Origin of the sequence: Micromonospora sp. NPDC049101, from assembly GCF_040648675.1 — a bacterium.
Classification (GTDB): domain Bacteria; phylum Actinomycetota; class Actinomycetes; order Mycobacteriales; family Micromonosporaceae; genus Micromonospora.
Genome location: NZ_JBEZED010000005.1, coordinates 282,873 through 306,988, shown reverse-complemented (window position 1 = coordinate 306,988; position 24,116 = coordinate 282,873). Strand labels below are relative to the sequence as shown.

Sequence of the window (24,116 nt, the reverse complement as noted above, 5' to 3'; positions counted from 1 at the left end):
TCGTCCCGGGCACCGGCCCCGGGCACGGTCGGCGGAAGGATGCCCACCGTGACGACCCCGGAGACCGATCGGGTCAGCGATCAGCGGATCGACCGTGTCGTGCCGTTGACCACGCCCGCCCTGCTGCACCACGAGTTGCCCCTGGACGCCCCGCTCGCGGCGGCCGTGCTGACCGGCCGTCGTGCGGTGAGTCGCGTGCTGGACCGCGAGGACGACCGGCTGCTAGTGGTGGTCGGCCCCTGCTCGGTGCACGACCCGGCGGCAGCACTCGACTACGCGCAGCGTCTTCGTACGGCGGCCGACCGGCTGGCCGACGACCTGCTGATCGTCATGCGGGTCTACTTCGAGAAGCCACGCTCCACGGTCGGCTGGAAGGGCCTGATCAACGATCCGGGCCTGGACGGCAGCGGGGACGTCAACACCGGCCTGCGGCTGGCCCGGGCGCTGCTGCTCGACGTGCTGCGCGTCGGTCTGCCGGTGGGCTGCGAGTTCCTCGACCCGATCACTCCGCAGTACATCGCGGACACGGTGGCCTGGGGCGCGATCGGTGCCCGCACCGTGGAGAGTCAGGTGCACCGCCAGCTCTCCTCCGGTCTGTCCATGCCGATCGGCATGAAGAACCGCCCGGACGGCAGCATCGGCACGGCGGTGGACGCGATCCGCGCCGCCGGGGTGCCGCACGTCTTCCCCGGCATCGACTTCTCCGGCACCCCGGCGATCATGCACACCCGGGGCAACACGGACGGTCACCTGGTGCTGCGCGGTGGGGGTGGCCGACCCAACTACGACGCGGATTCGGTGGCCGGAGCGCTCGACCTGCTTCGCGCGGCCGACCTGCCGGAGCGACTGGTGATCGACGCCAGCCACGCCAACAGTGGCAAGGACCACCGCAACCAGCCCAAGGTCGCCGCCGACGTGGCCGCCCAGTTGGCCGCCGGCCAGCGCGGGATCACCGGCGTGATGTTGGAGTCGTTCCTGCTGCCCGGTCGCCAGGAGCTCGACCCGACCCGCGAACTGGAGTACGGCCGGTCGGTCACCGACGCCTGCCTCGGTTGGGACGACACCGCCGAGGTGCTCGACCACCTGGCCTCGGCCGTGCGGGCCCGTCGCGCCACCCTGCCGACGGCGGTGTGACCGTCGACACTTCGCCGCACGGAACACGAGCGGGGGTCGGCTCGTTGACAGGGGTGTCGGTGTGTCCAGTGTCCCCGGGCCTCACCTAAATAGCCTTCGCGGAATACCGTCCGGCTGGAGCCGCGTAGTGCCACTCGCCGAGAGGCGACCTGCACACCGACACCAGCGCCGCCCCCGGCTCACGAGGCCGGGGGCGGCGCTGTCTCTGTCGACCTGCCCGAACTCAGGCCTGCTCGACGGCCTGCCCGAACTCCGGCCAGACCGGACGGGCCGAGACGACCGGAACACCCACCATCCGCTCCCGCTCCCTTTGCTCTGCACCCGCCCATGCACCGCCTACGGTCCGTAACCGGCGCATCCGCGGGTGCAGAGCAAAGGGGGCCCCGTGGCACGGGTGCAGAGCAAAGGCACCCCCGTGCACGGGTGCGCAGCACAGGGAGCCTCGCAGGGCCATCGTCCGGCGGCGCAGACGAGCCACCGGGGTAGGTTTGACCGATTCCGACCCGGGTAGCTGATCGGCGTGACCGACGACGCATCCCAGGCAGGCGAGCCGGACACCCGAGCCCTCGACGACCTGCTCGACGACATCTACCGGGCGCAGGAGCGGGTCGAACAGGCGGAGATCTACCGCCACGCGGTGGCCGCCGAACTCCCGCCGGACCTGCTCGCCCGCATCGACGCGCTGCCCGAGGGCGAGTACTCGGTGGACGAGGCCAGCGACCTGCTGGGCGGTTCGATCGGCTGAGCGACCTGGGCGATTCCACCGCTGGGGCCCGCCCGAGCCACCGCAGAAGGGACACCGACATGACGCACCACGAGGACCACGACGAGAAGGTGCCGGCGCTGGGTCAACCGCCGAAGGGCAGGGACACCACGCCCGAGCCGGACTTCGCCAACGAGCACGACCGCACCGCGGTGGACCGGGACATCATCACCGGGGCGGACGAGGACGAACGGGAGCCGGAGTCGCCGCACGGCTGGTCCGGCATGCAGCGCTGAGGTACGTGCGACGAGGGGGGCCGACGTCTGCCGGCCCCCCTCGCGCGTCTACTCGATCAGTCGTCGTCGTGGTGCCCGCCCTCGGCGGCCTGCTGCGCCATCGCGTACGCCATCTGAAGGAAGTCGGATGCGGCGACCGCCGTCAACGCGGTGGCCACCAGCCGGGTCAGCCGGGGCGCGAGCACCAGGCCACCGGTCAGCCCGGTGGCCACCCAGACCGCCAGGCAGAACGGGCAGCTCAGCAACTCGCCGATGGCGTGCCGGGTGGGGCTCCCCGAGTCGCGGACCTGCTCCATCACCTCACCGCTGCCGATCGGGCGGTCGTAACGGGTGAACGGCGCCCGCAGCGGGCTGGTCACCGCGTCCTTGGACAGCAGCCGGCTCAGCTTGTGCGTGGCGATCGAGAGCAACACCACGTCGGACGAAGTGGGACGCTCCGGCACCGGTCGACCGGTCGCCTTGACCAGACCGGCGAGTGCACCGGTCACCCCGGCGTAGGCGCCCATCGCCACGAGGTAGCCGCCGAGCGGCCGGTGTTCGTGCGGCGCGTACGCCCGGCGCAGCCGCGTCGCCTTCTGTCGCAGGCCAGTGTCGCTCACCCGGTCTCCTTACCTTCTTGTGATGGGGTGCGGGAGCGGCGGCCGCGTGGCCGCCTCAGCCGGCCTGGAGGTTGTCGGCGACCTCGCGCGCCAGGTTGGTGAGCGCCTCGTCGGCCAACTGGTCCGGGGCCGGCCCGCTCGATCCGTCGGCAAGGTCGAGCTGGATCCGGGCACCGCCGGAGTCGCCCGGCTCCACCCGGATCTCGGCGGACCAGTCCTCGGCGTCGCCATCCCCCCACCGGGCCCGCAGCTCCGCAGCGCTGATCTCCGCGGCGGGACTGCCGTCACCGCGCAGCGGCTCCGGCAGCCAGGCCGAGGCACGGTCGGGGTCGGTGGCGGTGTTGAACACCACCTCGGGTGGCGCGGACATCCCGCGCACCGCACGCGCCGGCATCAGGAGTCCCGCAGACGGTTGGGGTCGACCTCCCGGCCCGGGTGACGCGCCAGGTATTCGGTCTCGAGCTCTGCGGTGCGCCGCAGGTGGTTGGCGAGCGCCGAGTCCGCCGCGTGCCGCAGGGTGTCCAGGCGGGTGCGGTGCAGGCTGTGCATCTCGCGGATCAGATCATCGTCGGTCAACTCTGTCGGGTCGATGCCGAGCACGTCGCCGTCGAGATCCGTGGTGCCCGCCGGGTCGGCGAGCTGATCTCCGCCCCACTCGGGCACCCGCTGCTCCGGGCTCATGTCCGTGCTGCCGCTGGACGCAAAGCCGTCCTCACGTACCGATCCGGTCATCATCGCCCCCCTTGATCTCGTTTGGGCTGGCGTCTAGACGATTGCCCAGGCGTGGTGACGCCAAACCATCCCGGCCGCGCGACAACTACGACACGGTGTCGGAGACCCACGGCGCCCCCGGTACCCTCGGTGCCATGAGGCGGCTCTGGACCCCGGCGTGGATCGCACGTCACGTGGCCATGGTCGTGCTGGTCGTGGGCTTTCTCGGGCTGGGCTGGTGGCAGATCAGCCGGGCCGCCGCAGGCAACAGTCTGAGCTGGGGGTACGCGGTCGAGTGGCCGATCTTCGCCGGCTTCGTGGTCTACGTCTGGTGGCGTGAGGTGAAGTTGGCCCGCCGCCGGGCGGCCGACACCGACGCGCCACCGGCGCAACCGGCCGCCGAGCCCGAGCCAGCGGTCACCGCGGGATCCCGACCGGCGGTACGCCGACCGGTGCGGGTGTCCCGGGTGCCGTCCGGTGGCGACGCCGTCGAGGACAGCGACCTGGCCGCCTACAACGACTACCTGTCATGGTTGAGCGCCAATCCGGGCGCCCGACCCGGTGACTATCCCGGCTGAGCCGGGCTCGGAAGGACGGAACCAAGGTGGGCGCTGCCCTTACCCGGTACCGCGCGATCGCCTGGATCGTGGGTGTCGTGCTGATCCTGCTGGTCGTGATCGGTATGCCGCTGAAGTACGTGTTCGACAACGCGGTGGTGGTGGAGACGGTGGGGCCGGCGCACGGCTTCCTCTACATGATCTACCTGGTGGCCGCGTTCGACCTGAGCCGTCGGGCGGACTGGCCGCTGAAGCGGATGCTGCTGGTGATGCTGGCCGGCACCGTGCCGTTCGTCTCGTTCTACGCCGAGCGTCGGGTCAGCGCCTGGGTGGCCGCGCCGCAGGAGCAGCGGGCTCCGGAGCCGGTCGCCCGTTGAGCGCCGGGTGGGCCGACGCCCCGCCCGGCGCGGGCCCACCGTCGTCGCGTCAGCGGCTGGGCCGCCACGGTTCGGTCGAGGCGAGCGGGTCGACCCAGCCGCCGTACCGGTTCATCTCCCGGGCCCGCAGCAACGCCCGGGTGACCTGACCGAACTGCCGCTCGTCGTCGGCGCTGAAGAGCAGCGTCTCCGCTCCCCCGTACCACCCCCACAGCTCGTGTGGCGGCGGACGCCAGCGATCGCCGGCCAGGGCGAGCGCACCGGGCAGCAGGAAGACCGCGCCGAGGATGAGGTACGCCCCGGCGGTCAGGTGTTGCAGCCCACCGGTGAAGCCGAGCAGCAGCCCGACGCCGCCGATCATGCCGGCGGTGATCGCGACGGCCCGGACGGCGATCCGGTCGTGCGGGCCCCGGGTGGTACGCAGATGGGTGAGGTCGGCGACCCGGTAACTGGTTCGGCCGACGGTGAACCGGTCGACGGTCACGATGATGCCGGGCCGCGCGTACAGCAGGGTCGACCGGGCGCCCGGCACCGTTCGCGGCGGTCGCACGTTTGCGCCTTCACGATTCACGGTTCCTCCCGCGGGGGACGGTTGGCCGAGTGACCCGGCGGTGGCAGATATCGATACCTGCCGACGGGATTCCCGGCTTCAGCCTCATTGTGTTGGGGCGCGGCCAGCCGACCTGGGCATTTGCCGGCTTCCCAGCGCTCACCCCGGCGAGGGATATCGTCAGGAAACCGCGTCCATTTCGTCTTTTATCGGTTATGGCGGTCGGGGATCCGGCGGTATACGCCCGGAACGACGAAAGTCGTATATCCGTCACCAGCCGCGAAACAGGCTTTGTCCGCGTCCCAGCAGGTGTCAGCAGCGCCACGGACCGCAGCGGCACGAGCCGCCACTCTTCCCACATTCGCCCCTGCTTCAACTGCGAGCGACATCCGTCCCGGGTTAGGTTGGGTGAGCCGGTCTGGCCCAGTGCCGTCCGCCCGGGTGGCCCCGGCCGGTGTCGCCGAGGGCGTCAGCAGCCCCAGCGGCCGTGGGAGAGGGGCCTTCCGCTCTTGTCATCCCTGAGAAACCTGCTGCGTACCGTGGCGCTGGCCGGCATGTCGGCCGCGCTGATCGCTCCGACGGCGGTGGCTCACGCCGAGCCGTCCCCCGCCGACCTGACCCGCCGGATCGAGACGTCCTCGGCCGAGTTGGAACGGGTCGTGGAGTCGTACAACAAGTTGCGTGAGGAGATCAAGACCAACGAGGCATCGGCGGCCCGATTACAGGCCCGCATCGGCCCGCTGGAGCAACAGGCCGAGCAGAGCCGGGCCGACGTGACCGAGTTGGCCACCACCGCGTACAAGAGCGGCGGCCTGCGCACCGCGGACGCCCTGCTGCGTCCCGGCGGCTCCGCCGCGCTGCTGGACCGGCTGAGCACGCTCGACCAGCTGACCCGTCAGCGGCAGGAGCGCATCTCCGGCTTCACCGCGGACCAGCGGCGACTGCTGGACGAGAAGGCCGGCCTGGACGCCACACTGAAGCGGCAGGCCGCGCGGGCCCGTCAGCTCGCGGCGGGCAAGAAGCAGATCGAACAGGACCTGGCCAAGCTGTACGAGCTGCGTCGGCAGGCATACGGAGCGGCGACCGAGCGTCCCGAGCCCAAGGCGGCGGTGGCCGAGGCCAAGAACGTGCCCGCGGTGGCCGGTGCTGCCGGCACCGCCGTGCGCTACGCGTTCGGAGCCGTGGGCAAGCCGTACGTCTGGGCAGCCGACGGGCCGAACGGCTACGACTGTTCCGGGCTGACCTCGGCGGCCTGGCGGGCGGCCGGAAAGTCCCTGCCGCACAACACCCGAATGCAGTGGGGTGCCGTCGCGCACATCGGTCGGGGCGACCTCCGCCCCGGTGACCTGGTCTTCTACAGCGGGCTCGGGCACGTCGCCCTCTACGTGGGCGACGGCCAGGTGATCGACGCGCCAAGCGCCGGCCGTAACGTGCTCAGGCGAGGCATGAACATGATGGCGATCCAGGGCTACGGCCGGGTTCGCTAGTCACCCGACCGGCAACGGCGAACGGCCGGCGTCCCCCTATCGGACGCCGGCCGTTCGCCGTCATTACTACCAGGTCAGGCTGCCTGCAGCCCCTCCGCCCGGGCCAGCTCGCGCAGTCGGCCGAGGGCCTGGATCTCCAACTGTCGGATCCGCTCGCGGGACAGCGAGAACCGGGAGGCGACCTCGGTGAGCGAGTGCTCCCGGCCGTCCTCCAGCCCGTAGCGGGCCCGCATGATGCCGGCGGACCGGTCGTCGAGGTGGTTGAGCAGGCCCTCGATGCGCTGCCGCTCCAGACCGCTGAGGACGATGTCCTCCGGCGACGGCGCGTCACTGTCGGCGACCAGGTCGCCGAGGCTGGTGTCGCCGTCGTCGCCGACCGGGGTGTCCAGCGACACGGTGTCCTGCGACCAGCGACGCAGCTCGTTGACCCGCTCGACGGTTACGCCGAGGGAGGCCGCGATCTGCTCCGGCTCCGGGTCGGAGCCCAGCTCACGGGTCAACTGCCGGGCCACGTTGCGCATCCGGTTGACGTCCTCCACCAGGTGCACCGGCAGGCGCACGGTGCGCTCCTGCTGGGCGATCGCCCGGCTGATCGCCTGGCGGATCCACCAGGTGGCGTAGGTGGAGAACTTGTAACCACGCTCGTAGTCGAACTTCTCGACCGCCCGGACCAGGCCGGTGTTGCCCTCCTGGATCAGGTCCAGCATGGGCATGCCCGAGCGCACGTAGCGGCGGGCGATCGACACGACCAGTCGGAGGTTGGCGCGGATGAAGAGGTCCTTCGCGCGCTCGCCCTCGACGACCAGCCACTCCAGGTCGGCCCGGTCCACACCGGCGCGGACGGCTTCCTCACCGAGCAGGTGCTCGGCGTAGAGGCCGGCCTCGATCGCCTTGGAGAGTTCGACCTCCCGAGCGGCGTCCAGCAGTGGCGTCCGGGAGATCTCGTGCAGGTAGACGCCGACCAGGTCGCGCTCTTCGGCCACCTGATCGGTTCGCATGCCGATGTTCTTGTCCACGTTGCCCACGGTCCCCTCGCTCGCGCCGGTTGCCCGGTTCCTTGCCATTCCCCACGTCCGTCAACCCCTGGTAACTTCTGCTGTGCCCACCGGTGCTGACACCTACACAACAGATGAGACGTGTCGGGGATTCCATGTCGTGAGTCGAAAGTGTCACGAATGCCTGAGTAATAGCTGAGAGCCCGGTCCATGTTTGCTGTCAGCATCCCGCCGGGTGGCTCGCCGCTGGGCACCACGCACGGGTTACGCTCCATGGCAACACCGCCCGCCGTGGGGGCACAGCGACCCGGGTCACCACCACGCTGCGATCCTGGTCACTGCCAGATACGCACCGAAGGACCGCTCGGTTCATCCTCGAGGGTGTTATTACCCCCCGGCCAGATGAACAATCCGAGGCTTTGTTCGCTTCCCGGGGGCGCGTGCGGCTAGGACGCGAGCAGGGCGAGCGCCCCGCGTACCTGGTCGGCGGAGCGGGCCAGCGCGGCGCGGGCGGCGTCCACCTCGGCACCGGAGACCAGGGCGACAAGTGCCGTCTTCAGGTCACCGTCGGCCGCCACGAGCGCCTGCCGGGAAACCTCCTCCGCGCAACCGGTGGCCTCGACCAGAATCGAGATCATTCGGCCGCGGAGTTTCGCATTGGTGGCCACCATATCGATCATGAGGTTCGAGTAGACCCGCCCCAGGCGCACCATGACGGCTGTCGAGAACGTGTTGAGCACCAACTTCTGCGCCGTGCCCGCCTTCATCCGGGTCGACCCGGCGACCACCTCGGGTCCGGTGTCCACCCCGATGAACACGTCCACCGACCGGGCGGCCTCCGCCTCCGGATTGGCGCACAGCAGCACCGTCGAAGCGCCCTTGGCGCGGGCCGCGGCGAGCGCCCCGAGGACGTACGGGGTGCGTCCGCTGGCCGCCAGACCGACCACCAGGTCACCGCCGCGTACACAACTGGCCGCCTCGACCGCGGCACCCCGGTCGTCGTCCTCGGCGTCCTCCACGGCCCGCCACATGGCGTCCGGGCCCCCGGCGAGGTGGGCGCAGAACCAGTGTCGGGGCGAGTTGAAGGTGGGGGCCAGTTCGGCCGCGTCGAGCACACCGAGCCGACCGGAGGTGCCGGCACCGAAGTAGTGCACCCGATGGCCGCCGCGCAGGGCCTCGACCGCCAGGTCGACGGTGGTGGCGATCTCGTCGAGCACCGCGGCGACCGCCGCCGGCACCCGCCGGTCGGCTTCGTTGATCACGGTGAGGACGTCCCGCGTCGACATCAGGTCGAGGTCGACGCTGAGCGGGTTGCGCCGTTCGGTGGGTGCGCCCACCCGGACCGTCGGGCGAACGGGCGTTGCGGGCAGGTCCGCACCGGCCGTCATGCCCGCCTCCGGTTCGCACCCACCCGGTGCGACTGGACCGCCTCGGCGGTCGCCTCCAGGGCCTTGCGGGCCCGCGCCCGGTTGCGGGCGGCCACCCCGACGAAGAGACAGTCGACCACGGTGAGCTGGGCCAGCCGGCTGGCCGTCGCGCCGGAGCGGTAGGTGGTCTCCCGAGCCGCCGTGGTGAGCACGAAGTCGGCCACCTCGGTGATCGGCGAGCGGGGGAAGTTGGTCAGCGCCACGGTGCCGGCACCCCGCGTGCGGGCCTGCTCCAGCACCTCGATCACGTCGGAGGTCGTGCCGCTGTGCGAGATGCCGATCGCCACGTCGCCCCTGCCGAGGAGAGCGGCCGAGGTCAGCGCCGTGTGCACGTCCGGGAAGTAGAAAGCGATCCGACCGATGCGGTGCAGCTTCTGCTGGAAGTCCGACGCGACGAATCCGCTGGCACCGGCACCGTAGATGTCGATCCGGCCGGCGCTGTTGATCGCCTCGACCACCTGCTCACAGACGGCGGGGTCGAGCTGCTCGGCAGTCTCCTCGACGGCGCGGGCGTCGTTGAACGCGATGGTGGCGATGATCTGGGCGAGGTCGGCGCCGGGCGGGATGTCGCCGCCGACCACCCGGGCGTCGGGTGGCTCGATCCGGCGGGCGGCCTCGGCGGCGAGCCGGATGCGGAGTTGGGGATAGCCATCCATGCCGACCGAGCGACAGAACCGGATGACTGTCGCCTCCGACGTCTCCGCCGCGGTGGCGAGGTCGGTGATGGTCCGCCGGGAGGCGGCGGCCGGGTCGGACACGACCAGCCGGGCAACCCGCTGCTCGGCAGGAGACAGCGACGGCAGCAACCCGCTGATGTGGACGATCAGCCCACCGGGCTCCTGACTCGCAGAAATCTTCGGACTCTTCGCCACGGGTGAAACTTACTTTCACCAAGCGTGAGCGTCAACCATGACTGGCCGGGACGAACGAAACGGCCGACGGCCCGATCACCGATCCCGCACAGCCTGCCACTCCCGCAATACCGCCGCCTCATCCGCCGGGTCGAGTCCGCCCTGCCGTACGGCGGCCGGCTCCGCTGCCATCCAGGCCGCGGTCGCCCGAACAGTGTCCGACAGTGGACGGATCGCCAGCCCGGCACCCAGAGCCGGTGCGGCGTCCCGGTCCATCAGACCACCGGTCTCCGGCAGCCGCACCCAGAGTGGCAGGGCCCGCTCCCCGGACCACTCGCGGACGTCGTGGGCCAGCAGGAACTCCTGGTCGACCCAGGTGAGGACCGGATCGGTGACACCCAGCCCGGCGGCCACCCCGTGCAGCAGGTCAGCCCGGGACATCGCCGGCCCGGTGCCGTCGTACGTGCCGGTGAGGCCGGTGCTGGCGGCGTGCAGCAGCCAGCCCGCCAGATCGGCCACGTCCACGAACTGCACCCGGTCGGTCGGGCGGCCGGGTGCGAGCACCTCCCCACCCGCCGACAGCCGCCGCACCCAGTACGGGAAACGATCGCTCGGGTCCTCCGCACCGACGATCAACCCAGCCCGGCAGATGAACGAACGGTCCACGCCCATCCGCTCCCGGACCAGCTCCTCGATGCTCACCTTGCACTCGCCGTACCAGCGGTGGTCCGGGCCGACCGGACCGTCCACCTCCGGTGGTGCCGGCGGCAGCACCGGTGCGTCCGAGGCGGTCTGACCGGGGGTGGTGTGGTCCGCGTACACCGAGATCGTCGACACGAAGGACCAGTGGCCGACCCGCTCGGCGAGTGCGTCGAGCGCGTACCGGGCGTGACTGATCTGGCGGGTCACATCGATCACGGCGTCGAAACCCTCGCCGGCGAGCTGCGCCAGAGCCTGGGGACCGTCCCGGTCCACCGGCACGAACCGGGCCCCGGCCGGCGCGACCCCGGACACGCCCCGGGCCGCGCAGGTCACCTCGTGACCCTGCTCGACGGCGAGCTGGGCCGTCGCCCGGCCAAGGAATCGAGTGCCACCCAGAATGAGAGTTCGCATCAACCGATCCTGCGCCCCCAAGGTCCGTTTCAACGACCCACTCTGCCCACGGCAGACCGTGATCATGAAGTTGTTGCCACTCACCTCGGCGTATCGCAGCAATAACCCCATGATCAACGGAGGGGGCTGAGGGGGAGGCGGTCGGGGGTGGGGTGGGGGGTTAGCGTGGGTGCATGGTGGCGCGCAGTGTTTTGGTTACTGGGGGTTCTGGTGGGCTTGGTGGGGCGGTGGTGGGCGCCTTTGTCGAGGCGGGTTGGCGGGTGGTCGTACCGGAGCGGACCGCCCGGCCCGGAGCGGAGCCGGCGGCGGAGGGGCTGGTCCGGCTGGTCGCGGACCTGACCGAGCCGGCGGGCGCCGCGCGGGCGGTCGAGGTCGCCGCCGGTGAGTCGGCGGCGCCGCTGCGCGCGGTGGTCAACCTCGTCGGTGGGTACGCCAGCGGCGGCCTGGTGCACGAGACACCGGTCGAGGACTTCGAGCGGATGCTCACCGTCAACCTGCGGCCCACGTACCTGGTCACCCAGGCCGCGTTGCCGCACCTGTTGGCGGCCGGCGGCGGCGCGGTGGTCTGCGTCGCGGCCCGCGCGGCGCTCACCCCGTTCCCCGGCGCGGCCGGCTACGTGACCGCCAAGGCGGCGGTGCTGGCCCTCGCCAACGCGGTCGCGGTGGAGTACAAGTCCCGCAACGTGCGCTGCAACACAGTGCTGCCCAGCGTCATCGACACCCCGGCGAACCGGGCCGCCCAGCCCGACGCCGACCACTCCCGTTGGGTGGCCCCGGCCGAGATCGCGTCGGTGATCCGGTTCCTCGCGTCGGCGGAGTCCGCGCCCACCAGCGGCGCCACCGTGCCGGTCTACGGGCGGGCCTGAGCCACCAGCGGGCCCTCGTCCCCCCGCGCCGCCCCGGGGGACGCCGGCAGCCAGGTCCCCAGGTGCGCCTGGATCTGCTCGGTCACCTCCTCGGCCGGGCGACCCGCGTCCACCAGCACGAAGCTCGGATATTCGGGTAGCGCCCGGTAGGCGGTGTCCGCCGCGGTCAGCCAGCCCATCGTCTCGTGGTCGGTGCCGCGCTCCTCGATGCGCCGGTACGCCTCCGCCGGGTCGACGGCCAGCAGGAAGGTCACCTGCGGGGTCGGGAACAGTCGGTAGCCGGCCCGGGCCAGTCGCTCCCAGCGGTGCCCGCCATGCGCGCGGATGCTCGCGTACTGGCAGGCGGAGTAGCGGTCCATCACCGCCGTCCGGCCGGTGAGCAGGCAGCTCACCAGGGCCATGGCGATGGCGAGCCAGCGCAGCACGGACTCCACCGCCAGCACACCGTCGCGCCCGACGAGCCGCTGCGCGTCCGGTCGCCCGAGGCGGTGGGCGAGGCGGCCCAGCCAACGACGGCCGCTGGCGTTGCGGCGGTACTTCGCGGGGCGGCCGGCGGCGGTCAGCGCGTCGGCCAGTCGGTGTGCCTGAGTGGTCTTGCCGGAACCGTCGATGCCGATCAGGGCGACGGTGCGCAACCGGGCCCTGCCGCGTCGCATCCCCGATGATCTGGCCACCCTCCACAGGTTATCCGACCCATGCACCTACTCCGTGAGTTTTGTACTGTTTCGTTCCTGTTGGCACCTCACCGCGACACAAGGAGGTGTGGCCGACCGGAATGCCGGGTACCGGACCTTTGAAACCCAACCGCCGGTCCACCACATGACGACGGGAGAAGCAGATGGCTGAGCGCGGGGACGAGAGTCTGGTGCACACGCTCAAGAAGGTCGCCGCCGTGCTCAAGCAGTCCGAGATCCCGTTCGCCCTGGGCGGCAGCTTCGCCGTCTACGCCCACGGGGGCCACTCCAGCGAGCACGACGTCGACTTCCTGATCCGGGAGGCCGACGTGGAACAGGCGCTGGAGGCCCTGGTGGCCGCCGGCTTCGTCGCCCAGCGCCCCCCGGAGGACTGGCTGGTCAAGGTCTTCGACGACGGCCGGATGGTGGACCTCATCCATCGGCCGATCGAGACGCCGGTAACCGAGGAGACGTTCGCCGACACGGTCATCCGGCCGGTGGACGCGATCCACATGCCGGTCCTGTCGGCCACCCAGCTGATGGTGCACAAGCTGCTGAGCTTCTCCCAGCACTACTGCGACTTCGCCCGCGGTCTGCCGCTGGCCCGCTCGCTGCGGGAGCAGATCGACTGGGAGAGGGTACGCAAGGAGACGCAGCACTCGCCGTACGCCGAGGCGTTCCTGGTGCTGCTGGACCGGCTGGAGGTGGTGCCGGCCGTCGGCACCCAGCCAGGAGAGGGGACATCGTGACCCATCATCGCGACATCGGCGCCGGGCCACCGGACGAGTACGTCGACGCGGAGATCCAGCGGCTGCTCGCCGAGGACCCCGCCGTCGCCGAGCAGGGGATCACCGTGGTCCGACGCGAACGCGCCCTCGTGCTGCACGGCGAGGTGGAGAGCCCGCACCGGCGTGCGGAGATCCTGCGCCTGGTGTCCGAGCGCTTTCCCGACGTACCGATCACCAGCGACATCGGGGTGATCCGCGCCCAGGCGCCCACGGAGATCGAGCAACTGCCCTGAGGGAGGTTCCATGGTGATCCGGATCGCCGCGGTGGGTGACGTGCATCTGGACGAGGACGTGGTCGGACGGTTCCGACCGGCGTTGGAAGAGCTGCCGGAGTGCGCCGACGTGCTGCTGCTGGCCGGGGACCTGACCCGGCACGGCACCGAGGCCGAGGCGCGCTGCGTGGCGGAGGAGTTCGGCGGGCTGGCCGTACCGGTCGTGACCGTGCTGGGCAACCACGACCACCAGTGTGACCAGGTGCCCCAGGTGGTCAAGGTGCTGGAGGACGCGGGCATCACCGTGCTGGAGGGCAACGGCGTGGTGCTGGACTGTGCGGGCGGCCGGCTCGGCATCGCCGGCGTCAAGGGCTTCGGCGGCGGGTTCGCCGGGCGCTGTGCGAGTGACTTCGGCGAGCCGGAGATGAAGGCTTTCGTGCGGACCACCACCGAGAGCGCCGACAGCCTCGGTGCCGCGCTGCGCGCACTGGACTGCGACATGCTCGTCGCCCTCACCCACTACGCGCCGGTGCCGGACACGCTTGTCGGCGAACCGCTGGAGATCTACCCGTTCCTCGGGTCGTACCAGCTGGGGCAGGCGATCGACTCGGCACCCACGGCGCTGGCGCTGCACGGGCACGCGCACGCCGGCAGCGAGCGCGGCACGACCCCCGGCGGGGTACGCGTCCGCAACGTCGCGCACCCGGTGATCAAGCAGGCGTACAGCGTCTTCCACGTTGGCGATCAACTTGATACGGATCAGGTTTCCCCGCTCGGACCGTCGGGTATTCAGAGGTCATGGAGCTGATTCTTTGGATTCTCGCAGTCGTACTCGTGGTCGCCGGCATCCTCGCGCTGTTCCGCCGGCAGATCCTGTGGGGCATCGTCCTCATCGTTGTCGGGCTGTTGGTCGGCCCGGGTGGTGTCAGCATCTTCAATTAGCGCTCGTACGTCATAAAACCGGGACCCGCCGGGGTCGCCGTGGCCGGAGCTTCGTCCTCCCGACAGAAGCATCGGCCGTGGTGATCCCGGCGCTTTTTGTCGGCGGTCGGGCCGCGGTCGGCGGCGGCGTTTGAGCTGACGCCAGGCGGAAATTATCTCGACCATGGAGATAACCCGGAACGCCACGAGGACCTCCGGACGGCGACGGTGGTGGGCCCTCGTCGGCTTCGCCGCGGCCGTCTTCGTCGCGGCCGCGATCGGCGGGCTGGGGGTGCAGGGCACCACCGACGAGTACGCGAGCCTGCGACAGCCCGACTGGGCGCCGCCCTCGGGGCTGTTCGGGCCGGTCTGGTCGGTGCTCTACGCGCTGATCGCCGTGACCGGCTGGCTGGTGTGGCGCCGGGTCGGTTTCGCTCCCGCCCTCTGGGCGTGGACCGCCCAGTTGGTGCTCAACGCGATCTGGACCCCGCTGTTCTTCGGCGCGGGGCAGTACGGGCTGGCGTTCGCCGAGATCGTGGTGATGTGGCTGGCGATCGGGCTCACCGTGGTGCTCTTCGCCCGGGTGTCCCGGGTGGCGGCCGCGCTGCTGCTGCCCTACTGGGCCTGGGTCACCTTCGCCGCCGCGTTGAACCTGTCGATCTGGCAGCTCAACAACTGACCCACCGGCCCCCGGCGACTCCCGCCGGGGACCGGTGCCGTCTCCGGGTCAGCAGCGGGGCACGCCCGGGATGTAGCCGTCGGAGCCGGTGTACACGTACGCGTCGGCGATGTACCGACCCGAGCCGATGCGGTCCCAGATCGAGCTGGTGCCGTACGTGCCGGTGACCGTGGTGCCACTGGTCTGGCAGGCGATGGTCACGCGGGTGCCGTCGGCGACGGTGCCCACCGAGGCGTACCCGGTGCCGGGGCCGGAGCGGACGGTCAACGCGGTGCCGCTGGTGTCGACAGTGCCGTTGCCGCCGCCCGAGGAGCACCCGTTGTCGCTGGTGTAGGTCTTGCTGCCCCAGTAGAGGCCGAGGGCGCCGTTGAAGCGGACCTGGATGTCGCTGCCGTTGAGGCGCTGCTCGTAGTGCAGGTGCGGGCCGGTGGAGCCGCCGGTGCTGCCGACCCAGCCGAGCACCTTGCCGTAGGCGACGGTCTGCCCGACCGAGACGTTGAAGCCGCTGAGGTGGGCGTAATAGGTGCTGTAACCGCCGCCATGGTTGATTCGGACGTATTTGCCATAGCTGGTGCCGCCGAGGTCGGTCACCCGGTCGACGGTGCCGGGGGCGCTGGCCACCACCGGGTCACCGTTGTCGTCGGTGCGGTTGAAGTCGACGGCGTACGCCGGGCTGTGGTCCGACCTGGTCTGCCCGGACCAGGACTGGCCGCACGGGAAGGGCACCTTGAAGGTCGGCGCGGCCAGCGCCGGGCTCGCCGGCACCAGCGCTCCCCCGACGAGCAGACCCGTCGCCAGCAGGCTCATCCACCGCTTGCGCATGCAGCTCCTCCTATGTCGAAAACCTTCGATCCGAAGTGCTCAGCCTGACAGATATCGTCAATCTTCGAAAGAGTCCAGGATTCGGGACGGCAACGCGCCCACCAGGCAGCCCGCAGGTTTCCGGATTGTTACTCGCTCGTGTCTGACTGGGGGTGGACCGGGCCGGATGCAAGCGCTTACATGTGTGCACGCCCAATCGGACCGGCGACGGGTGACCAGCACCGCGCCGGCTAGGAAGGAGGACGGCATGGCGGTCTTTACCAGACCACGCCAGGCCTTCGTGATCGCCGGCGTACTCGGGCTGGCGCTCAGCGCCACCGCCTGCGGTACCGGCGACGACAAGAAGAGCAACAACGCGGGCTCCGCCGAGTGCGCCGCATACGACAAGTACGAGGGCCACGACGGCAAGAAGGTCTCGATCTACGCGTCCATCCGTGACGCCGAGGCCGACCTGCTGGAGCGCTCCTGGTCGCAGTTCACCGAGTGCACCGGCATCGAGATCGACTACGAGGGCAGCGGCGAGTTCGAGGCGCAGCTCCCCGTCCGGGTCGACGGCGGCAACGCCCCCGACATCGCCTTCGTGCCCCAGCCGGGCCTCGTGAAGCGCTTCGCGGACGCCGGCAAGCTGAAGAACCTGAGTGCCGACACCAAGGCCCTCGCCGAGCAGAACATGCCGGCCGACTGGCTGAAGTACGGCACCGTGAACGGAACGCTCTACGGCGTGCCGCTCGGCGCCAACGTGAAGTCCTTCGTCTGGTACTCGCCGAAGACGTTCAAGGAGAAGGGCTGGGAGGTCCCGACCTCCTGGGACCAGCTCATCGCCCTGAGCGACAAGATCGCCGCCAGCGGCATGAAGCCGTGGTGCGCGGGCGTCGAGTCCGGTGACGCCACCGGTTGGCCGGCCACCGACTGGATCGAGGACGTGATCCTGCGGACGGCGGGCCCCGAGGTCTACGACCAGTGGACCACCCACGCCATCCCGTTCAACGACCCGAAGGTCGTCGACGCGGTTGACCGCGCCGGCAGCATCCTCAAGAACGACAAGTACGTCAACGGCGGCTTCGGCGGCGTCAAGAGCATCACCACCACCGCCTTCCAGGAGGCGGGCCTGCCGGTGACCACCGGCAAGTGCGCGATGCACCGACAGGCGTCGTTCTACGCCAACCAGTTCCCCGAGGGCACCAAGGTGGCCGAGGACGGCGACGCGTTCGCCTTCTACTTCCCGACCATCGACCCGGCCAAGGGCAAGCCGGTGCTGGGCGCGGGCGAGTTCGTCGTCGGCTACGCCGACCGCCCCGAGGTCCAGGCGGTGCAGACCTACCTGGCTTCGGCCGAGTACGTGAACAGCCGCGCGAAGCTCGGCAACTGGGTCACGGCGAACAACAAGCTGGACATCGCCAACGTGGCCAGCCCGATCGACAAGCTCTCCGTCCAGCTCCTCCAGGACAAGTCGGGCACCTTCCGCTTCGACGGATCCGACCTGATGCCGGCAGCCGTCGGCGCGGGAACGTTCTGGAAGGGCATGGTCGAGTGGCTGAACGGCAAGCCGACCGCCCCGGTGCTCCAGGGCATCGAGAGCAGCTGGCCTAAGTGATCCCGGCGGTGGCCCGGCCCGCGCTCGCGGGCCGGGCCACCGGACGAGGTGGACCCGGAAGGGAGGGTTGATGAAGTTCGACTTCGCCGATCAGCAGCCGAAGTTCCTCATGCTGATGTACGGGCTGGTCGCCTTCGTGGTGGTCGTGGGTGGTCTGCTCCTGTTGCTCGACGTGGTGCCGGCCTGGTTCGCCCGTCGGCGGGAGGCTCAGCTCGTCGCCGCCTCCGTGGGCGGGGGCCCGCTGCCCCGCCGACGCAAGCAGCGGGAGGGGCTCTTCGCGTTCTTCTTCCTGCTGCCGACGCTGCTGTTGCTCATCATCGGCCTGGTCGTGCCGGCCATCCGCACCACGCTGCTCTCCCTGATGGACGGAAGCAGCACCAACTGGGTGGGGCTGCGCAACTACGGCTGGATGTTCTCCGACGACTCGATCGTCCGGGTCCTGATCAACACCCTGGTCTGGGTGCTCCTCGTCCCGTTGGTGGCGACCGGGTTCGGCCTGATCTACGCCGTACTCGTGGACAAGGCCCGGTTCGAGGCGGTGGCCAAGTCACTGATCTTCCTGCCGATGGCCATCTCCTTCGTCGGCGCCAGCATCATCTGGAAGTTCGTCTACGCCTACCGAGGTGAGGGCGACCAGATCGGTCTGCTCAACCAGATCGTGGTCAGCCTCGGCGGTGAGCCGAAGCAGTGGCTCCTCGAATCCCCGCTGAACACGCTGCTGCTGATCGTCATCATGGTCTGGATCCAGGCCGGTTTCGCCATGGTGGTGCTCTCCGCCGCGATCAAGGCCATCCCCGACGACATCGTGGAGGCCGCCCGGCTGGACGGCGTGAGCCCGTGGCAGATGTTCTGGCAGATCACCATGCCGAGCATCCGGCCGGCGCTGATCGTCGTGGCGGTGACGCTCACGATCGCCACGCTCAAGGTCTTCGACATCGTCCGGACCTCGACAAACGGCAACTACGACACCAGCGTGATCGCCAGCGAGATGTACAACCAGGCGTTCCGGTACGGCCAGAACGGGCAGGGCTCGGCGCTCGCCGTCTTCCTCTTCATCCTGGTCATCCCGGTCGTGATCTACCAGATCCGCAACCTCCGTCAGCAGCGGGAGGGCTGAGATGACCACCGCAACGCCCACCGTCACCGTCGGCACCCAGAAGACCGACGGCACCCCGACGACCACCGCCGGACGGGTCCGCAAGCGGTTGAACAGCCGCACCGCGACGCTCGTCTCGATCGTCATCGCGGTGGTCTGGACCATCCCGACCTTCGGCCTGCTCGTCTCGTCCCTCCGACCGGAGGACGAGATCAAGACCACCGGCTGGTGGACCGCGTTCACCAACCCGCAGTTCACCTTCGAGAACTACCAGCAGGTCCTGTTCGGGCGGTCGGCGTCCTCCGGGCAACTCGCCGGTTCGTTCATCAACTCCCTGGCGATCACCATCCCGTCGGTACTCTTCCCGCTCGCCTTCGCGTGCCTGGCCGCGTACGCGCTGGCCTGGATCAACTTCCGCGGCCGGGACTGGGTCTACATCGCGATCTTCGCGTTGCAGATCGTGCCGTTGCAGATGGCCCTGGTGCCGCTGCTGAAGTTCTTCTCCACCGGCGTCACCCTCGGCGGCGTCACGCTGATGCCGGCCTGGGACCTCGTCGACGAGCAGAAGTTCGCCCAGGTGTGGTTCGCCCACACCTGTTTCGCGCTTCCGTTCGCCGTCTTCCTGCTGCACAACTTCATCTCGCAGCTACCCGGAGACCTGATGGAGGCGGCCCGGGTCGACGGGGCCACCCACCCGAAGATCTTCCGTAGCATCGTGCTGCCGCTGATCACCCCGGCGCTCGCGGCGTTCGGCATCTTCCAGTTCCTCTGGGTCTGGAACGACCTGCTGGTCGCGCTGATCTTCGCCGGCGGCGGCAACGAGACCGCCCCGCTCACCGTCCGACTCGCCGAGATGGCCGGCACCCGGGGCAACGAGTGGCAACGGCTCACCGCCGGAGCGTTCGTCTCCATCGTCGTACCGCTGATTGTCTTCCTGTCCCTACAACGCTTCTTCGTGCGAGGTCTGCTCGCCGGGAGCGTCAAGGGCTGACCCGCTTGCCCGCCGTCGCCCGGCCCCTCGGGCGGCGGCGGGCGTTCTGGCACCGAGCGGGGGAACCGTGACGAAGATCGATGATGTCGCCCGGCTGGCCGGTGTGTCCACGGCCACCGTCTCGCGGGCCCTGCGCGGGCTCCCGACGGTCTCCGCCGCCACCCGGGGCCGGGTGCTCGCCGCCGCCGAGCAACTCGACTACGCGGTCTCGCCGAGTGCGTCCCGGCTCGCCGGCGGCCGGACCGGCACGGTCGCGGTGGTGGTCCCCCGGATCACCCGCTGGTTCTTCAGCACCGTCGTCGAGGCGGTCGAGGAGCACCTGCACCAGTCCGGCTACGACCTGCTGCTCTACAACCTGGGCGGCCGGGAGCAGATCCGCCAACGGGTCCTGCGCACGGCCAACCTGCACAAGCGGGTGGACGCGATCATGCTGGTCGCCACGCCACTGCGGCCGTCCGACCTGACCGCGCTCGCCACACTGGACCTGCCCGGCGTGACAATCAGCTCGGGCAGCAGGGTGCCCAACTGGCCCTGCGTACGGATCGACGACGTCGCGGCCGCGCGGGCCGCCACCCGGCACCTGATCGACCTCGGCCATCACCGGATCGCGCACATCTCCGGCGACCCGGACGACGAGTTGGCCTTCACCACCCACCTGGACCGACGCCGCGGCTACCAGGCGGAGCTGCGCGCCGCCGGCCTGCGGCCCGACCCGAGCCTGGATGTCGAGTCCACCTTCACCATCGACGGCGGCATCCGGGCCGCCGCCGAGTTGCTGGTCCGCGGGGATCCGCCGACCGCGATCGTCGCCGCCTGCGACGAGATGGCGATGGGGGCGATGACCGCGGTACGCGACGCCGGGCTGCGGGTGCCGCACGACGTCAGCGTGATCGGCATCGACAATCACGACCTGGCCGGTGTGCTGGGGCTCAGCACCATCGCCCAGCCCGCCGCCGAGCAGGGTCGGCTCGCCGCCCGGATGCTGCTCGACCCGCTCGGGGCACGCCCCCCGGGCCCCGTCGTGGACCAACGCGACGCCGGCGGCGACACACCGGTGATCCTGCCCACTCGGCTGGTCGTCCGGGACTCGACAGCACCACCCCGGGCACACTGAAATCCACCCACCGCGCGACACGGGAGAAGACCCTGAACACCGATCCGACGCAGCAGACCCCCTCCGGTCACCCAGTCACCGGCTGGTGGACCGAGGCGACCATCTACCAGATCTATCCCCGCTCGTTCGCCGACTCGGACGGCGACGGGATCGGTGACCTGCCCGGCATCACCGCCCGCCTCGACCACCTGGTCGAGCTGGGCGTGGACGCGGTGTGGCTGTCGCCGTTCTACCCGTCACCGCAGGCCGACGCCGGCTACGACGTGGCCGACTACCGCGACATCGACCCACTGTTCGGCACCCTCGCCGACGCGGACAAGCTGATCGCCGAGGCCCGGTACCGCAGCCTGCGGGTGATCGTCGACCTGGTCCCCAACCACACCTCGTCCGCGCACCGCTGGTTCCAGGCCGCGCTGGCCGCCGCGCCCGGCAGCCCGGCACGGTCCCGGTACATCTTCCGGGACGGCCTCGGGCCCACCGGGGACCAGCCGCCGAACGACTGGCAGAGCGTCTTCGGCGGTCCGGCCTGGACCCGGACGGTGGACCCCGACGGGCAACCCGGCCAGTGGTATCTGCACCTGTTCGACACCGGGCAGCCGGACCTCAACTGGGAGAACCCGGAGGTGCACGCGGAGTTCCTGGACGTGCTGCGGTTCTGGCTGGACCGCGGGGTGGACGGCTTCCGGGTCGACGTGGCACACGGCCTGATCAAGCAGGCCGACCTGGCCGACTGGCAGGAGCCGCAGGAGATCCTCTCCGGCAACGAGATCGACAAGCCGCGCCCGCCGATGTGGGACCAGGAGGGCGTGCACGAGATCTACCGGCAGTGGCGGCAGGTTCTGGACAGCTACCCCGGCGAGCGGGTGCTGGTCGCCGAGGCCTGGGTGGAGCCGGCCGAGCGGCTGGCCCGCTACGTCCGCCCGGACGAGATGCACCAGGCGTTCAACTTCGAGTACCTGCTCGCGGCGTGGACCGCACCGGCCCAGTACGCGGTGATCACCCGTTCGCTGGAGGCGACCGACTCGGTCGGCGCGCCGACCACCTGGGTGCTGTCCAACCACGACGTGGTGCGGCACGCCTCCCGGCTCGGCCTGGCGATCGGCGGCGGCCGCCCCAACGGCATCGGCATCGGCGACCCGCAGCCGGACGCCGCGCTCGGCCTGCGCCGGGCCCGGGCGGCCACCCTGCTGATGCTCGCCCTGCCCGGCTCGGCGTACCTCTACCAGGGCGAGGAGTTGGGGCTGCCCGAGCACACGACCCTTGCCGACGAGGCTCGGCAGGACCCGACCTGGGAGCGCAGCGGGCACACCCAGCGCGGCCGGGACGGCTGCCGGGTGCCGATCCCGTGGGAGGCCGACGCCCCGTCCTACGGTTTCGGGCCGACCGACGCGAGTTGGCTGCCGCAACCGCCAGTGTGGGCGGAGTACGCGCTGGACCGCCAGCGCGACGTGCCCGGCTCGACGTACGAGCTGTACCGCACGGCGCTGCGGTTGCGCCGTGCGCACGGGCTGGGTCGCGGCACCCTGGAGTGGTTGTCCTCCGGCGACGAGACGCTGAGCTTCCGCAACGGTGAGCTGACCGTGCTGACCAACTTCGGTGCCGCCCCGGTGCCGGTGCCGACCGGTGCCGAGGTGCTCGCCACCAGCGCACCCCTGGACGACGACGGCGCGGTCCCGACCGACGTCACCGTCTGGCTGCGCGGCTGATCTCGCGCCGACCGGCCCGCTCCGCGGTACTCGCGGGTGGGCCGGTCGGGGCGGACCGCCCCGCTGTGGAGCTGATGTCGTAGACGATTCACCCCCACCGGGCCGCGCCAACGCCCCCAAGCCGCCCTGGAAACCGCACCGAGAGTCCCGCCGCGCCGATCTTGCAGTTCCGGTCGCCGGTATGGACTCGATGCCGCTTATGTCGGGGCAGCAAGCGCAAGATCGCGAGACCGGGGGTGGCTTGGCCTGGTCGATCATGGACTTGTGGTGCCCGATCTGTCGTTTCTCGGGTCATTTGTCACCCACCACAACTCCATGATCGACGGGGGGGTGGGGTGGGGTTAGAGGCGGGTGGCTCGGGTGTTCAGGAGGCTGTGGACGTTGTCGATGTCTTCCGGTGAGGTGCGGGAGGCTAGCCAGTACATGACGCCGGTGGGGATGAAGAAGAGCTGGAACGCGGCAAGCCCGACCGCGAAGTTCAGCGGCGGCGGGAATGCCGCCCGCAACCCCTGGAACGCCACCCCCACCAACCCGTTGCCGGCCGCGCGACCGACCCCGTTGACCAGGTTGCCCAGGCTGTAGACGGTGCCGCGGTGCTCCGGCGGGTTCACGTCGGCGATCAGGGCGAACCAGTTCGGCGAGTTGGCCGAGGTCAGCGCGAGCGCCACGACCGCGGTGAGCAGGCTCAGCCCGACCGACGGCTCGGTGAACACGCTGGCCAGCACCGCGCCCACCACCGCGCCGCCGCCGGCACCGTCCGGCACGTCGATGGTCACCGGGACGAAGAACAACACCAGGTAGAACGGCAGCGCGGCGAGGATGCCGACCGCGGCGACCAACGCCCGACCCCGAGGGGTACGCCGTTGCACCGCGTCGCCGATCAGGCCGCCCACGATGGACAGCACCCCGCCGAGCTGGAACAGGGTGGCGAAGACGCTGCCCACCACCACCGCGGTCGACGCCGAGTAGCCCTGGGCCTCGGCCCGCTCGGCGAAGAGCACCGGCAGCCACACCAGCGAGCCGAACGCGGCCTGGGCGGTCAGCCCCTGCAGGATCAGCCACCGGTTGGTCCGTCGGGCCAGGATGCGCGGCAGGTCGGCGCGGCTGATCCGATAGTCGTACTCGGCGCCGGCGTCCAGCCGGTCGGCCAGTTCCGGCTCGCTCTGGCCACGCCGGACGTCGTACGTGAACAGGTAGGCCAGGGTGGCGACCAGGCCGACGCCGGTCAGCATCAGGAAGGGGCGCCGCCAGTCGGTCGACCCGAGCAGCCCACCGACGAGCGTGCCCGCCAGGGTGCCGACCCCCTGGGAGAGGCCCCAGAAGCTCATCACCAGCCCCCGCCGGGTGGGTGAGATCAGATCGGTGACCACGGAGAAGCCCACCGAGCCGACCGCGCCGAGACCGATCGCCGCGACCAGCTGTGCGAGCAGGAAGGTCAGGTAGCCGCCGGCAAGAGCGCTGCCTCCGGTGCCCGCCGCCCAGAGCAGCGTGCCCACCATCAGCAGCGGCTTACGGTTGGTCCGGTCACCGACGTACGCCCAGCCGACCGCGGCCACCGCGCTAACCAGGAAGCTGACCGCGGTGACGAGACCGAGCAGCCGCCCGGACACGTCGAACGCGTCGGAGATCGGGCCGTACAGCGGCGGGACCAGCCCGATCGCCACGTTGTCCAGTGAGGCGAGCAGCACGAACACCACGACGCTGTACAGCCGGTGCGCCGGGCCACCGCCGCGGCCGTGCGGGCGCTGGCCGGGCCCGCCACTGGTCACCGTCATGACCGGCAGCCAACCAGACTCCGCCGAGGGTGCCGTCACGCGGGTGGGTGCCTGTCGACGTGCACCGGCACCCACCCG

Annotated in this window: 28 protein-coding genes; 17 read left to right on the top strand and 11 right to left on the bottom strand. The window is 70.6% G+C overall.

What is annotated here, in order from left to right; translation table 11 throughout:
- Window positions 1-39 precede the first annotated feature (39 nt).
- The 3 genes from AB0B57_RS09300 (at window position 40) to AB0B57_RS09290 (ending at window position 2,133) form a co-directional block, all read left to right on the top strand.
- Window positions 40-1,134: a 3-deoxy-7-phosphoheptulonate synthase gene (locus AB0B57_RS09300; protein ID WP_357067049.1), complete on the top strand. Its 1,095-nt coding sequence runs from the start codon at window positions 40-42 to the stop codon at window positions 1,132-1,134.
- Window positions 1,135-1,654: 520 nt separating this feature from the next.
- The gene (locus AB0B57_RS09295) at window positions 1,655-1,879 is read left to right on the top strand and encodes a hypothetical protein (RefSeq protein ID WP_357067047.1); all 225 of its coding nucleotides are present in this window, start codon (window positions 1,655-1,657) and stop codon (window positions 1,877-1,879) included.
- Between the two features lie 59 nt (window positions 1,880-1,938).
- On the top strand, window positions 1,939-2,133 hold the full coding sequence (locus AB0B57_RS09290) for a hypothetical protein (RefSeq protein WP_091405645.1): 195 nt from the start codon (window positions 1,939-1,941) through the stop codon (window positions 2,131-2,133).
- A 56-nt stretch (window positions 2,134-2,189) separates the two neighbouring features.
- On the opposite strand, the gene AB0B57_RS09285 is transcribed toward AB0B57_RS09290, so the two are convergent.
- The 3 genes from AB0B57_RS09285 to AB0B57_RS09275 are packed head-to-tail and all read right to left on the bottom strand — an operon-like array spanning window position 2,190 to window position 3,467.
- Complete coding sequence (locus AB0B57_RS09285) at window positions 2,190-2,732, bottom strand: DUF1360 domain-containing protein (RefSeq protein ID WP_357067045.1); 543 nt, start codon at window positions 2,730-2,732, stop codon at window positions 2,190-2,192.
- Between the two features lie 55 nt (window positions 2,733-2,787).
- A complete protein-coding gene (locus AB0B57_RS09280; RefSeq protein ID WP_357067043.1) occupies window positions 2,788-3,126 on the bottom strand; it encodes an SRPBCC family protein in 339 nt (112 codons plus the stop codon).
- Window positions 3,126-3,467, bottom strand: coding sequence for a DUF6158 family protein (locus tag AB0B57_RS09275; protein ID WP_357067041.1), 342 nt, complete (start codon window positions 3,465-3,467; stop codon window positions 3,126-3,128). Before AB0B57_RS09275 ends, AB0B57_RS09280 begins: the two co-directional genes overlap by 1 nt.
- Before the next feature lie 131 nt (window positions 3,468-3,598).
- Between AB0B57_RS09275 and AB0B57_RS09270 the strand changes: the two genes are divergently transcribed.
- Both AB0B57_RS09270 and AB0B57_RS09265 read left to right on the top strand, forming a co-directional pair.
- On the top strand, window positions 3,599-4,021 hold the full coding sequence (locus tag AB0B57_RS09270) for a hypothetical protein (protein ID WP_357067039.1): 423 nt from the start codon (window positions 3,599-3,601) through the stop codon (window positions 4,019-4,021).
- 26 nt (window positions 4,022-4,047) lie between these two features.
- On the top strand, window positions 4,048-4,377 hold the full coding sequence (locus AB0B57_RS09265; protein ID WP_357067037.1) for a DUF3817 domain-containing protein: 330 nt from the start codon (window positions 4,048-4,050) through the stop codon (window positions 4,375-4,377).
- A gap of 49 nt (window positions 4,378-4,426) precedes the next feature.
- Here the strand turns inward: AB0B57_RS09265 and AB0B57_RS09260 are convergent, their stop codons facing one another.
- A complete protein-coding gene (locus tag AB0B57_RS09260; protein ID WP_357067035.1) occupies window positions 4,427-4,927 on the bottom strand; it encodes a DUF6232 family protein in 501 nt (166 codons plus the stop codon).
- A 509-nt stretch (window positions 4,928-5,436) separates the two neighbouring features.
- Between AB0B57_RS09260 and AB0B57_RS09255 the strand changes: the two genes are divergently transcribed.
- Window positions 5,437-6,414 (top strand): NlpC/P60 family protein, encoded by a 978-nt coding sequence (locus tag AB0B57_RS09255; RefSeq protein ID WP_357067033.1) that lies wholly within the window; start codon window positions 5,437-5,439, stop codon window positions 6,412-6,414.
- Between the two features lie 74 nt (window positions 6,415-6,488).
- Here AB0B57_RS09255 and AB0B57_RS09250 read toward each other — a convergent pair whose 3' ends face one another.
- The 4 genes from AB0B57_RS09250 to AB0B57_RS09235 form a co-directional block, all read right to left on the bottom strand.
- A complete protein-coding gene (locus AB0B57_RS09250) occupies window positions 6,489-7,478 on the bottom strand; it encodes a sigma-70 family RNA polymerase sigma factor (RefSeq protein WP_357067031.1) in 990 nt (329 codons plus the stop codon).
- 377 nt (window positions 7,479-7,855) lie between these two features.
- A complete protein-coding gene (murQ, locus tag AB0B57_RS09245; protein ID WP_357067029.1) occupies window positions 7,856-8,797 on the bottom strand; it encodes an N-acetylmuramic acid 6-phosphate etherase in 942 nt (313 codons plus the stop codon).
- Window positions 8,794-9,708 carry a MurR/RpiR family transcriptional regulator gene (locus AB0B57_RS09240; protein ID WP_357067027.1) on the bottom strand — a complete coding sequence of 305 codons (915 nt, stop codon included), beginning with the start codon at window positions 9,706-9,708 and terminating at the stop codon, window positions 8,794-8,796. The genes murQ and AB0B57_RS09240 overlap by 4 nt, the downstream gene beginning before the upstream one ends.
- Window positions 9,709-9,783: 75 nt before the next feature.
- Window positions 9,784-10,800 (bottom strand): NAD-dependent epimerase/dehydratase family protein, encoded by a 1,017-nt coding sequence (locus AB0B57_RS09235; RefSeq protein ID WP_357067024.1) that lies wholly within the window; start codon window positions 10,798-10,800, stop codon window positions 9,784-9,786.
- 173 nt (window positions 10,801-10,973) lie between these two features.
- Between AB0B57_RS09235 and AB0B57_RS09230 the strand changes: the two genes are divergently transcribed.
- A complete protein-coding gene (locus AB0B57_RS09230) occupies window positions 10,974-11,666 on the top strand; it encodes an SDR family NAD(P)-dependent oxidoreductase (RefSeq protein WP_357067022.1) in 693 nt (230 codons plus the stop codon).
- On the opposite strand, the gene AB0B57_RS09225 is transcribed toward AB0B57_RS09230, so the two are convergent.
- Window positions 11,651-12,322: a thymidylate kinase gene (locus AB0B57_RS09225; protein ID WP_357067226.1), complete on the bottom strand. Its 672-nt coding sequence runs from the start codon at window positions 12,320-12,322 to the stop codon at window positions 11,651-11,653. The two genes, AB0B57_RS09230 and AB0B57_RS09225, sit on opposite strands and share 16 nt — an antisense overlap.
- Window positions 12,323-12,504: 182 nt before the next feature.
- Here AB0B57_RS09225 and AB0B57_RS09220 point away from each other — a divergent pair, with 182 nt between their 5' ends.
- The 5 genes from AB0B57_RS09220 to AB0B57_RS09200 all read left to right on the top strand — a co-directional run bounded on the left by AB0B57_RS09220 (window position 12,505) and on the right by AB0B57_RS09200 (window position 14,940).
- The gene (locus tag AB0B57_RS09220) at window positions 12,505-13,089 is read left to right on the top strand and encodes a nucleotidyltransferase (protein WP_357067020.1); all 585 of its coding nucleotides are present in this window, start codon (window positions 12,505-12,507) and stop codon (window positions 13,087-13,089) included.
- Window positions 13,086-13,361 (top strand): hypothetical protein, encoded by a 276-nt coding sequence (locus AB0B57_RS09215; RefSeq protein ID WP_357067018.1) that lies wholly within the window; start codon window positions 13,086-13,088, stop codon window positions 13,359-13,361. Before AB0B57_RS09220 ends, AB0B57_RS09215 begins: the two co-directional genes overlap by 4 nt.
- Window positions 13,362-13,371: 10 nt before the next feature.
- On the top strand, window positions 13,372-14,148 hold the full coding sequence (locus AB0B57_RS09210) for a metallophosphoesterase (RefSeq protein ID WP_357067016.1): 777 nt from the start codon (window positions 13,372-13,374) through the stop codon (window positions 14,146-14,148).
- Window positions 14,139-14,282 (top strand): GPGG-motif small membrane protein, encoded by a 144-nt coding sequence (locus AB0B57_RS09205; RefSeq protein WP_007464364.1) that lies wholly within the window; start codon window positions 14,139-14,141, stop codon window positions 14,280-14,282. The genes AB0B57_RS09210 and AB0B57_RS09205 overlap by 10 nt, the downstream gene beginning before the upstream one ends.
- Window positions 14,283-14,445: 163 nt before the next feature.
- Window positions 14,446-14,940 (top strand): TspO/MBR family protein, encoded by a 495-nt coding sequence (locus AB0B57_RS09200; RefSeq protein ID WP_357067013.1) that lies wholly within the window; start codon window positions 14,446-14,448, stop codon window positions 14,938-14,940.
- Between the two features lie 48 nt (window positions 14,941-14,988).
- On the opposite strand, the gene AB0B57_RS09195 is transcribed toward AB0B57_RS09200, so the two are convergent.
- A complete protein-coding gene (locus tag AB0B57_RS09195; RefSeq protein WP_357067011.1) occupies window positions 14,989-15,762 on the bottom strand; it encodes a peptidoglycan DD-metalloendopeptidase family protein in 774 nt (257 codons plus the stop codon).
- Between the two features lie 247 nt (window positions 15,763-16,009).
- Between AB0B57_RS09195 and AB0B57_RS09190 the strand changes: the two genes are divergently transcribed.
- The 5 genes from AB0B57_RS09190 to AB0B57_RS09170 all read left to right on the top strand — a co-directional run bounded on the left by AB0B57_RS09190 (window position 16,010) and on the right by AB0B57_RS09170 (window position 22,263).
- On the top strand, window positions 16,010-17,356 hold the full coding sequence (locus tag AB0B57_RS09190; RefSeq protein WP_357067009.1) for an ABC transporter substrate-binding protein: 1,347 nt from the start codon (window positions 16,010-16,012) through the stop codon (window positions 17,354-17,356).
- A gap of 70 nt (window positions 17,357-17,426) precedes the next feature.
- A complete protein-coding gene (locus tag AB0B57_RS09185; protein WP_357067007.1) occupies window positions 17,427-18,473 on the top strand; it encodes a sugar ABC transporter permease in 1,047 nt (348 codons plus the stop codon).
- A gap of 1 nt (window position 18,474) precedes the next feature.
- Entirely contained in the window at window positions 18,475-19,443 is a 969-nt protein-coding gene (locus AB0B57_RS09180; RefSeq protein WP_357067005.1) for a carbohydrate ABC transporter permease, read from the top strand.
- Between the two features lie 67 nt (window positions 19,444-19,510).
- Window positions 19,511-20,557, top strand: a complete 1,047-nt coding sequence (locus AB0B57_RS09175) for a LacI family DNA-binding transcriptional regulator (RefSeq protein ID WP_357067003.1) — start codon at window positions 19,511-19,513, stop codon at window positions 20,555-20,557.
- Window positions 20,558-20,589: 32 nt separating this feature from the next.
- Window positions 20,590-22,263, top strand: a complete 1,674-nt coding sequence (locus AB0B57_RS09170; protein ID WP_357067224.1) for a glycoside hydrolase family 13 protein — start codon at window positions 20,590-20,592, stop codon at window positions 22,261-22,263.
- A 341-nt stretch (window positions 22,264-22,604) separates the two neighbouring features.
- On the opposite strand, the gene AB0B57_RS09165 is transcribed toward AB0B57_RS09170, so the two are convergent.
- Window positions 22,605-24,038 carry an MFS transporter gene (locus AB0B57_RS09165; RefSeq protein WP_357067001.1) on the bottom strand — a complete coding sequence of 478 codons (1,434 nt, stop codon included), beginning with the start codon at window positions 24,036-24,038 and terminating at the stop codon, window positions 22,605-22,607.
- Between the last annotated feature and the right edge of the window lie 78 nt (window positions 24,039-24,116).

What these genes read in the sequence shown, in the direction of transcription:
- AB0B57_RS09180 (WP_357067005.1), top strand. Translation starts at nt 18,475, where the DNA reads ATGACCACCGCAACGCCCACCGTCACCGTCGGCACCCAGAAGACCGAC.
- AB0B57_RS09185 (WP_357067007.1), top strand. Translation starts at nt 17,427, where the DNA reads ATGAAGTTCGACTTCGCCGATCAGCAGCCGAAGTTCCTCATGCTGATG.
- AB0B57_RS09165 (WP_357067001.1), bottom strand. Translation starts at nt 24,038, where the DNA reads ATGACGGTGACCAGTGGCGGGCCCGGCCAGCGCCCGCACGGCCGCGGC.
- AB0B57_RS09210 (WP_357067016.1), top strand. Translation starts at nt 13,372, where the DNA reads ATGGTGATCCGGATCGCCGCGGTGGGTGACGTGCATCTGGACGAGGAC.
- AB0B57_RS09235 (WP_357067024.1), bottom strand. Translation starts at nt 10,800, where the DNA reads ATGCGAACTCTCATTCTGGGTGGCACTCGATTCCTTGGCCGGGCGACG.
- AB0B57_RS09270 (WP_357067039.1), top strand. Translation starts at nt 3,599, where the DNA reads ATGAGGCGGCTCTGGACCCCGGCGTGGATCGCACGTCACGTGGCCATG.
- AB0B57_RS09280 (WP_357067043.1), bottom strand. Translation starts at nt 3,126, where the DNA reads ATGCCGGCGCGTGCGGTGCGCGGGATGTCCGCGCCACCCGAGGTGGTG.
- AB0B57_RS09300 (WP_357067049.1), top strand. Translation starts at nt 40, where the DNA reads ATGCCCACCGTGACGACCCCGGAGACCGATCGGGTCAGCGATCAGCGG.
- AB0B57_RS09195 (WP_357067011.1), bottom strand. Translation starts at nt 15,762, where the DNA reads ATGCGCAAGCGGTGGATGAGCCTGCTGGCGACGGGTCTGCTCGTCGGG.
- AB0B57_RS09290 (WP_091405645.1), top strand. Translation starts at nt 1,939, where the DNA reads ATGACGCACCACGAGGACCACGACGAGAAGGTGCCGGCGCTGGGTCAA.
- AB0B57_RS09225 (WP_357067226.1), bottom strand. Translation starts at nt 12,322, where the DNA reads ATGCGACGCGGCAGGGCCCGGTTGCGCACCGTCGCCCTGATCGGCATC.
- AB0B57_RS09200 (WP_357067013.1), top strand. Translation starts at nt 14,446, where the DNA reads ATGGAGATAACCCGGAACGCCACGAGGACCTCCGGACGGCGACGGTGG.
- murQ (WP_357067029.1), bottom strand. Translation starts at nt 8,797, where the DNA reads ATGACGGCCGGTGCGGACCTGCCCGCAACGCCCGTTCGCCCGACGGTC.
- AB0B57_RS09275 (WP_357067041.1), bottom strand. Translation starts at nt 3,467, where the DNA reads ATGATGACCGGATCGGTACGTGAGGACGGCTTTGCGTCCAGCGGCAGC.
- AB0B57_RS09190 (WP_357067009.1), top strand. Translation starts at nt 16,010, where the DNA reads ATGGCGGTCTTTACCAGACCACGCCAGGCCTTCGTGATCGCCGGCGTA.
- AB0B57_RS09205 (WP_007464364.1), top strand. Translation starts at nt 14,139, where the DNA reads ATGGAGCTGATTCTTTGGATTCTCGCAGTCGTACTCGTGGTCGCCGGC.
- AB0B57_RS09220 (WP_357067020.1), top strand. Translation starts at nt 12,505, where the DNA reads ATGGCTGAGCGCGGGGACGAGAGTCTGGTGCACACGCTCAAGAAGGTC.
- AB0B57_RS09250 (WP_357067031.1), bottom strand. Translation starts at nt 7,478, where the DNA reads ATGGCAAGGAACCGGGCAACCGGCGCGAGCGAGGGGACCGTGGGCAAC.
- AB0B57_RS09230 (WP_357067022.1), top strand. Translation starts at nt 10,974, where the DNA reads ATGGTGGCGCGCAGTGTTTTGGTTACTGGGGGTTCTGGTGGGCTTGGT.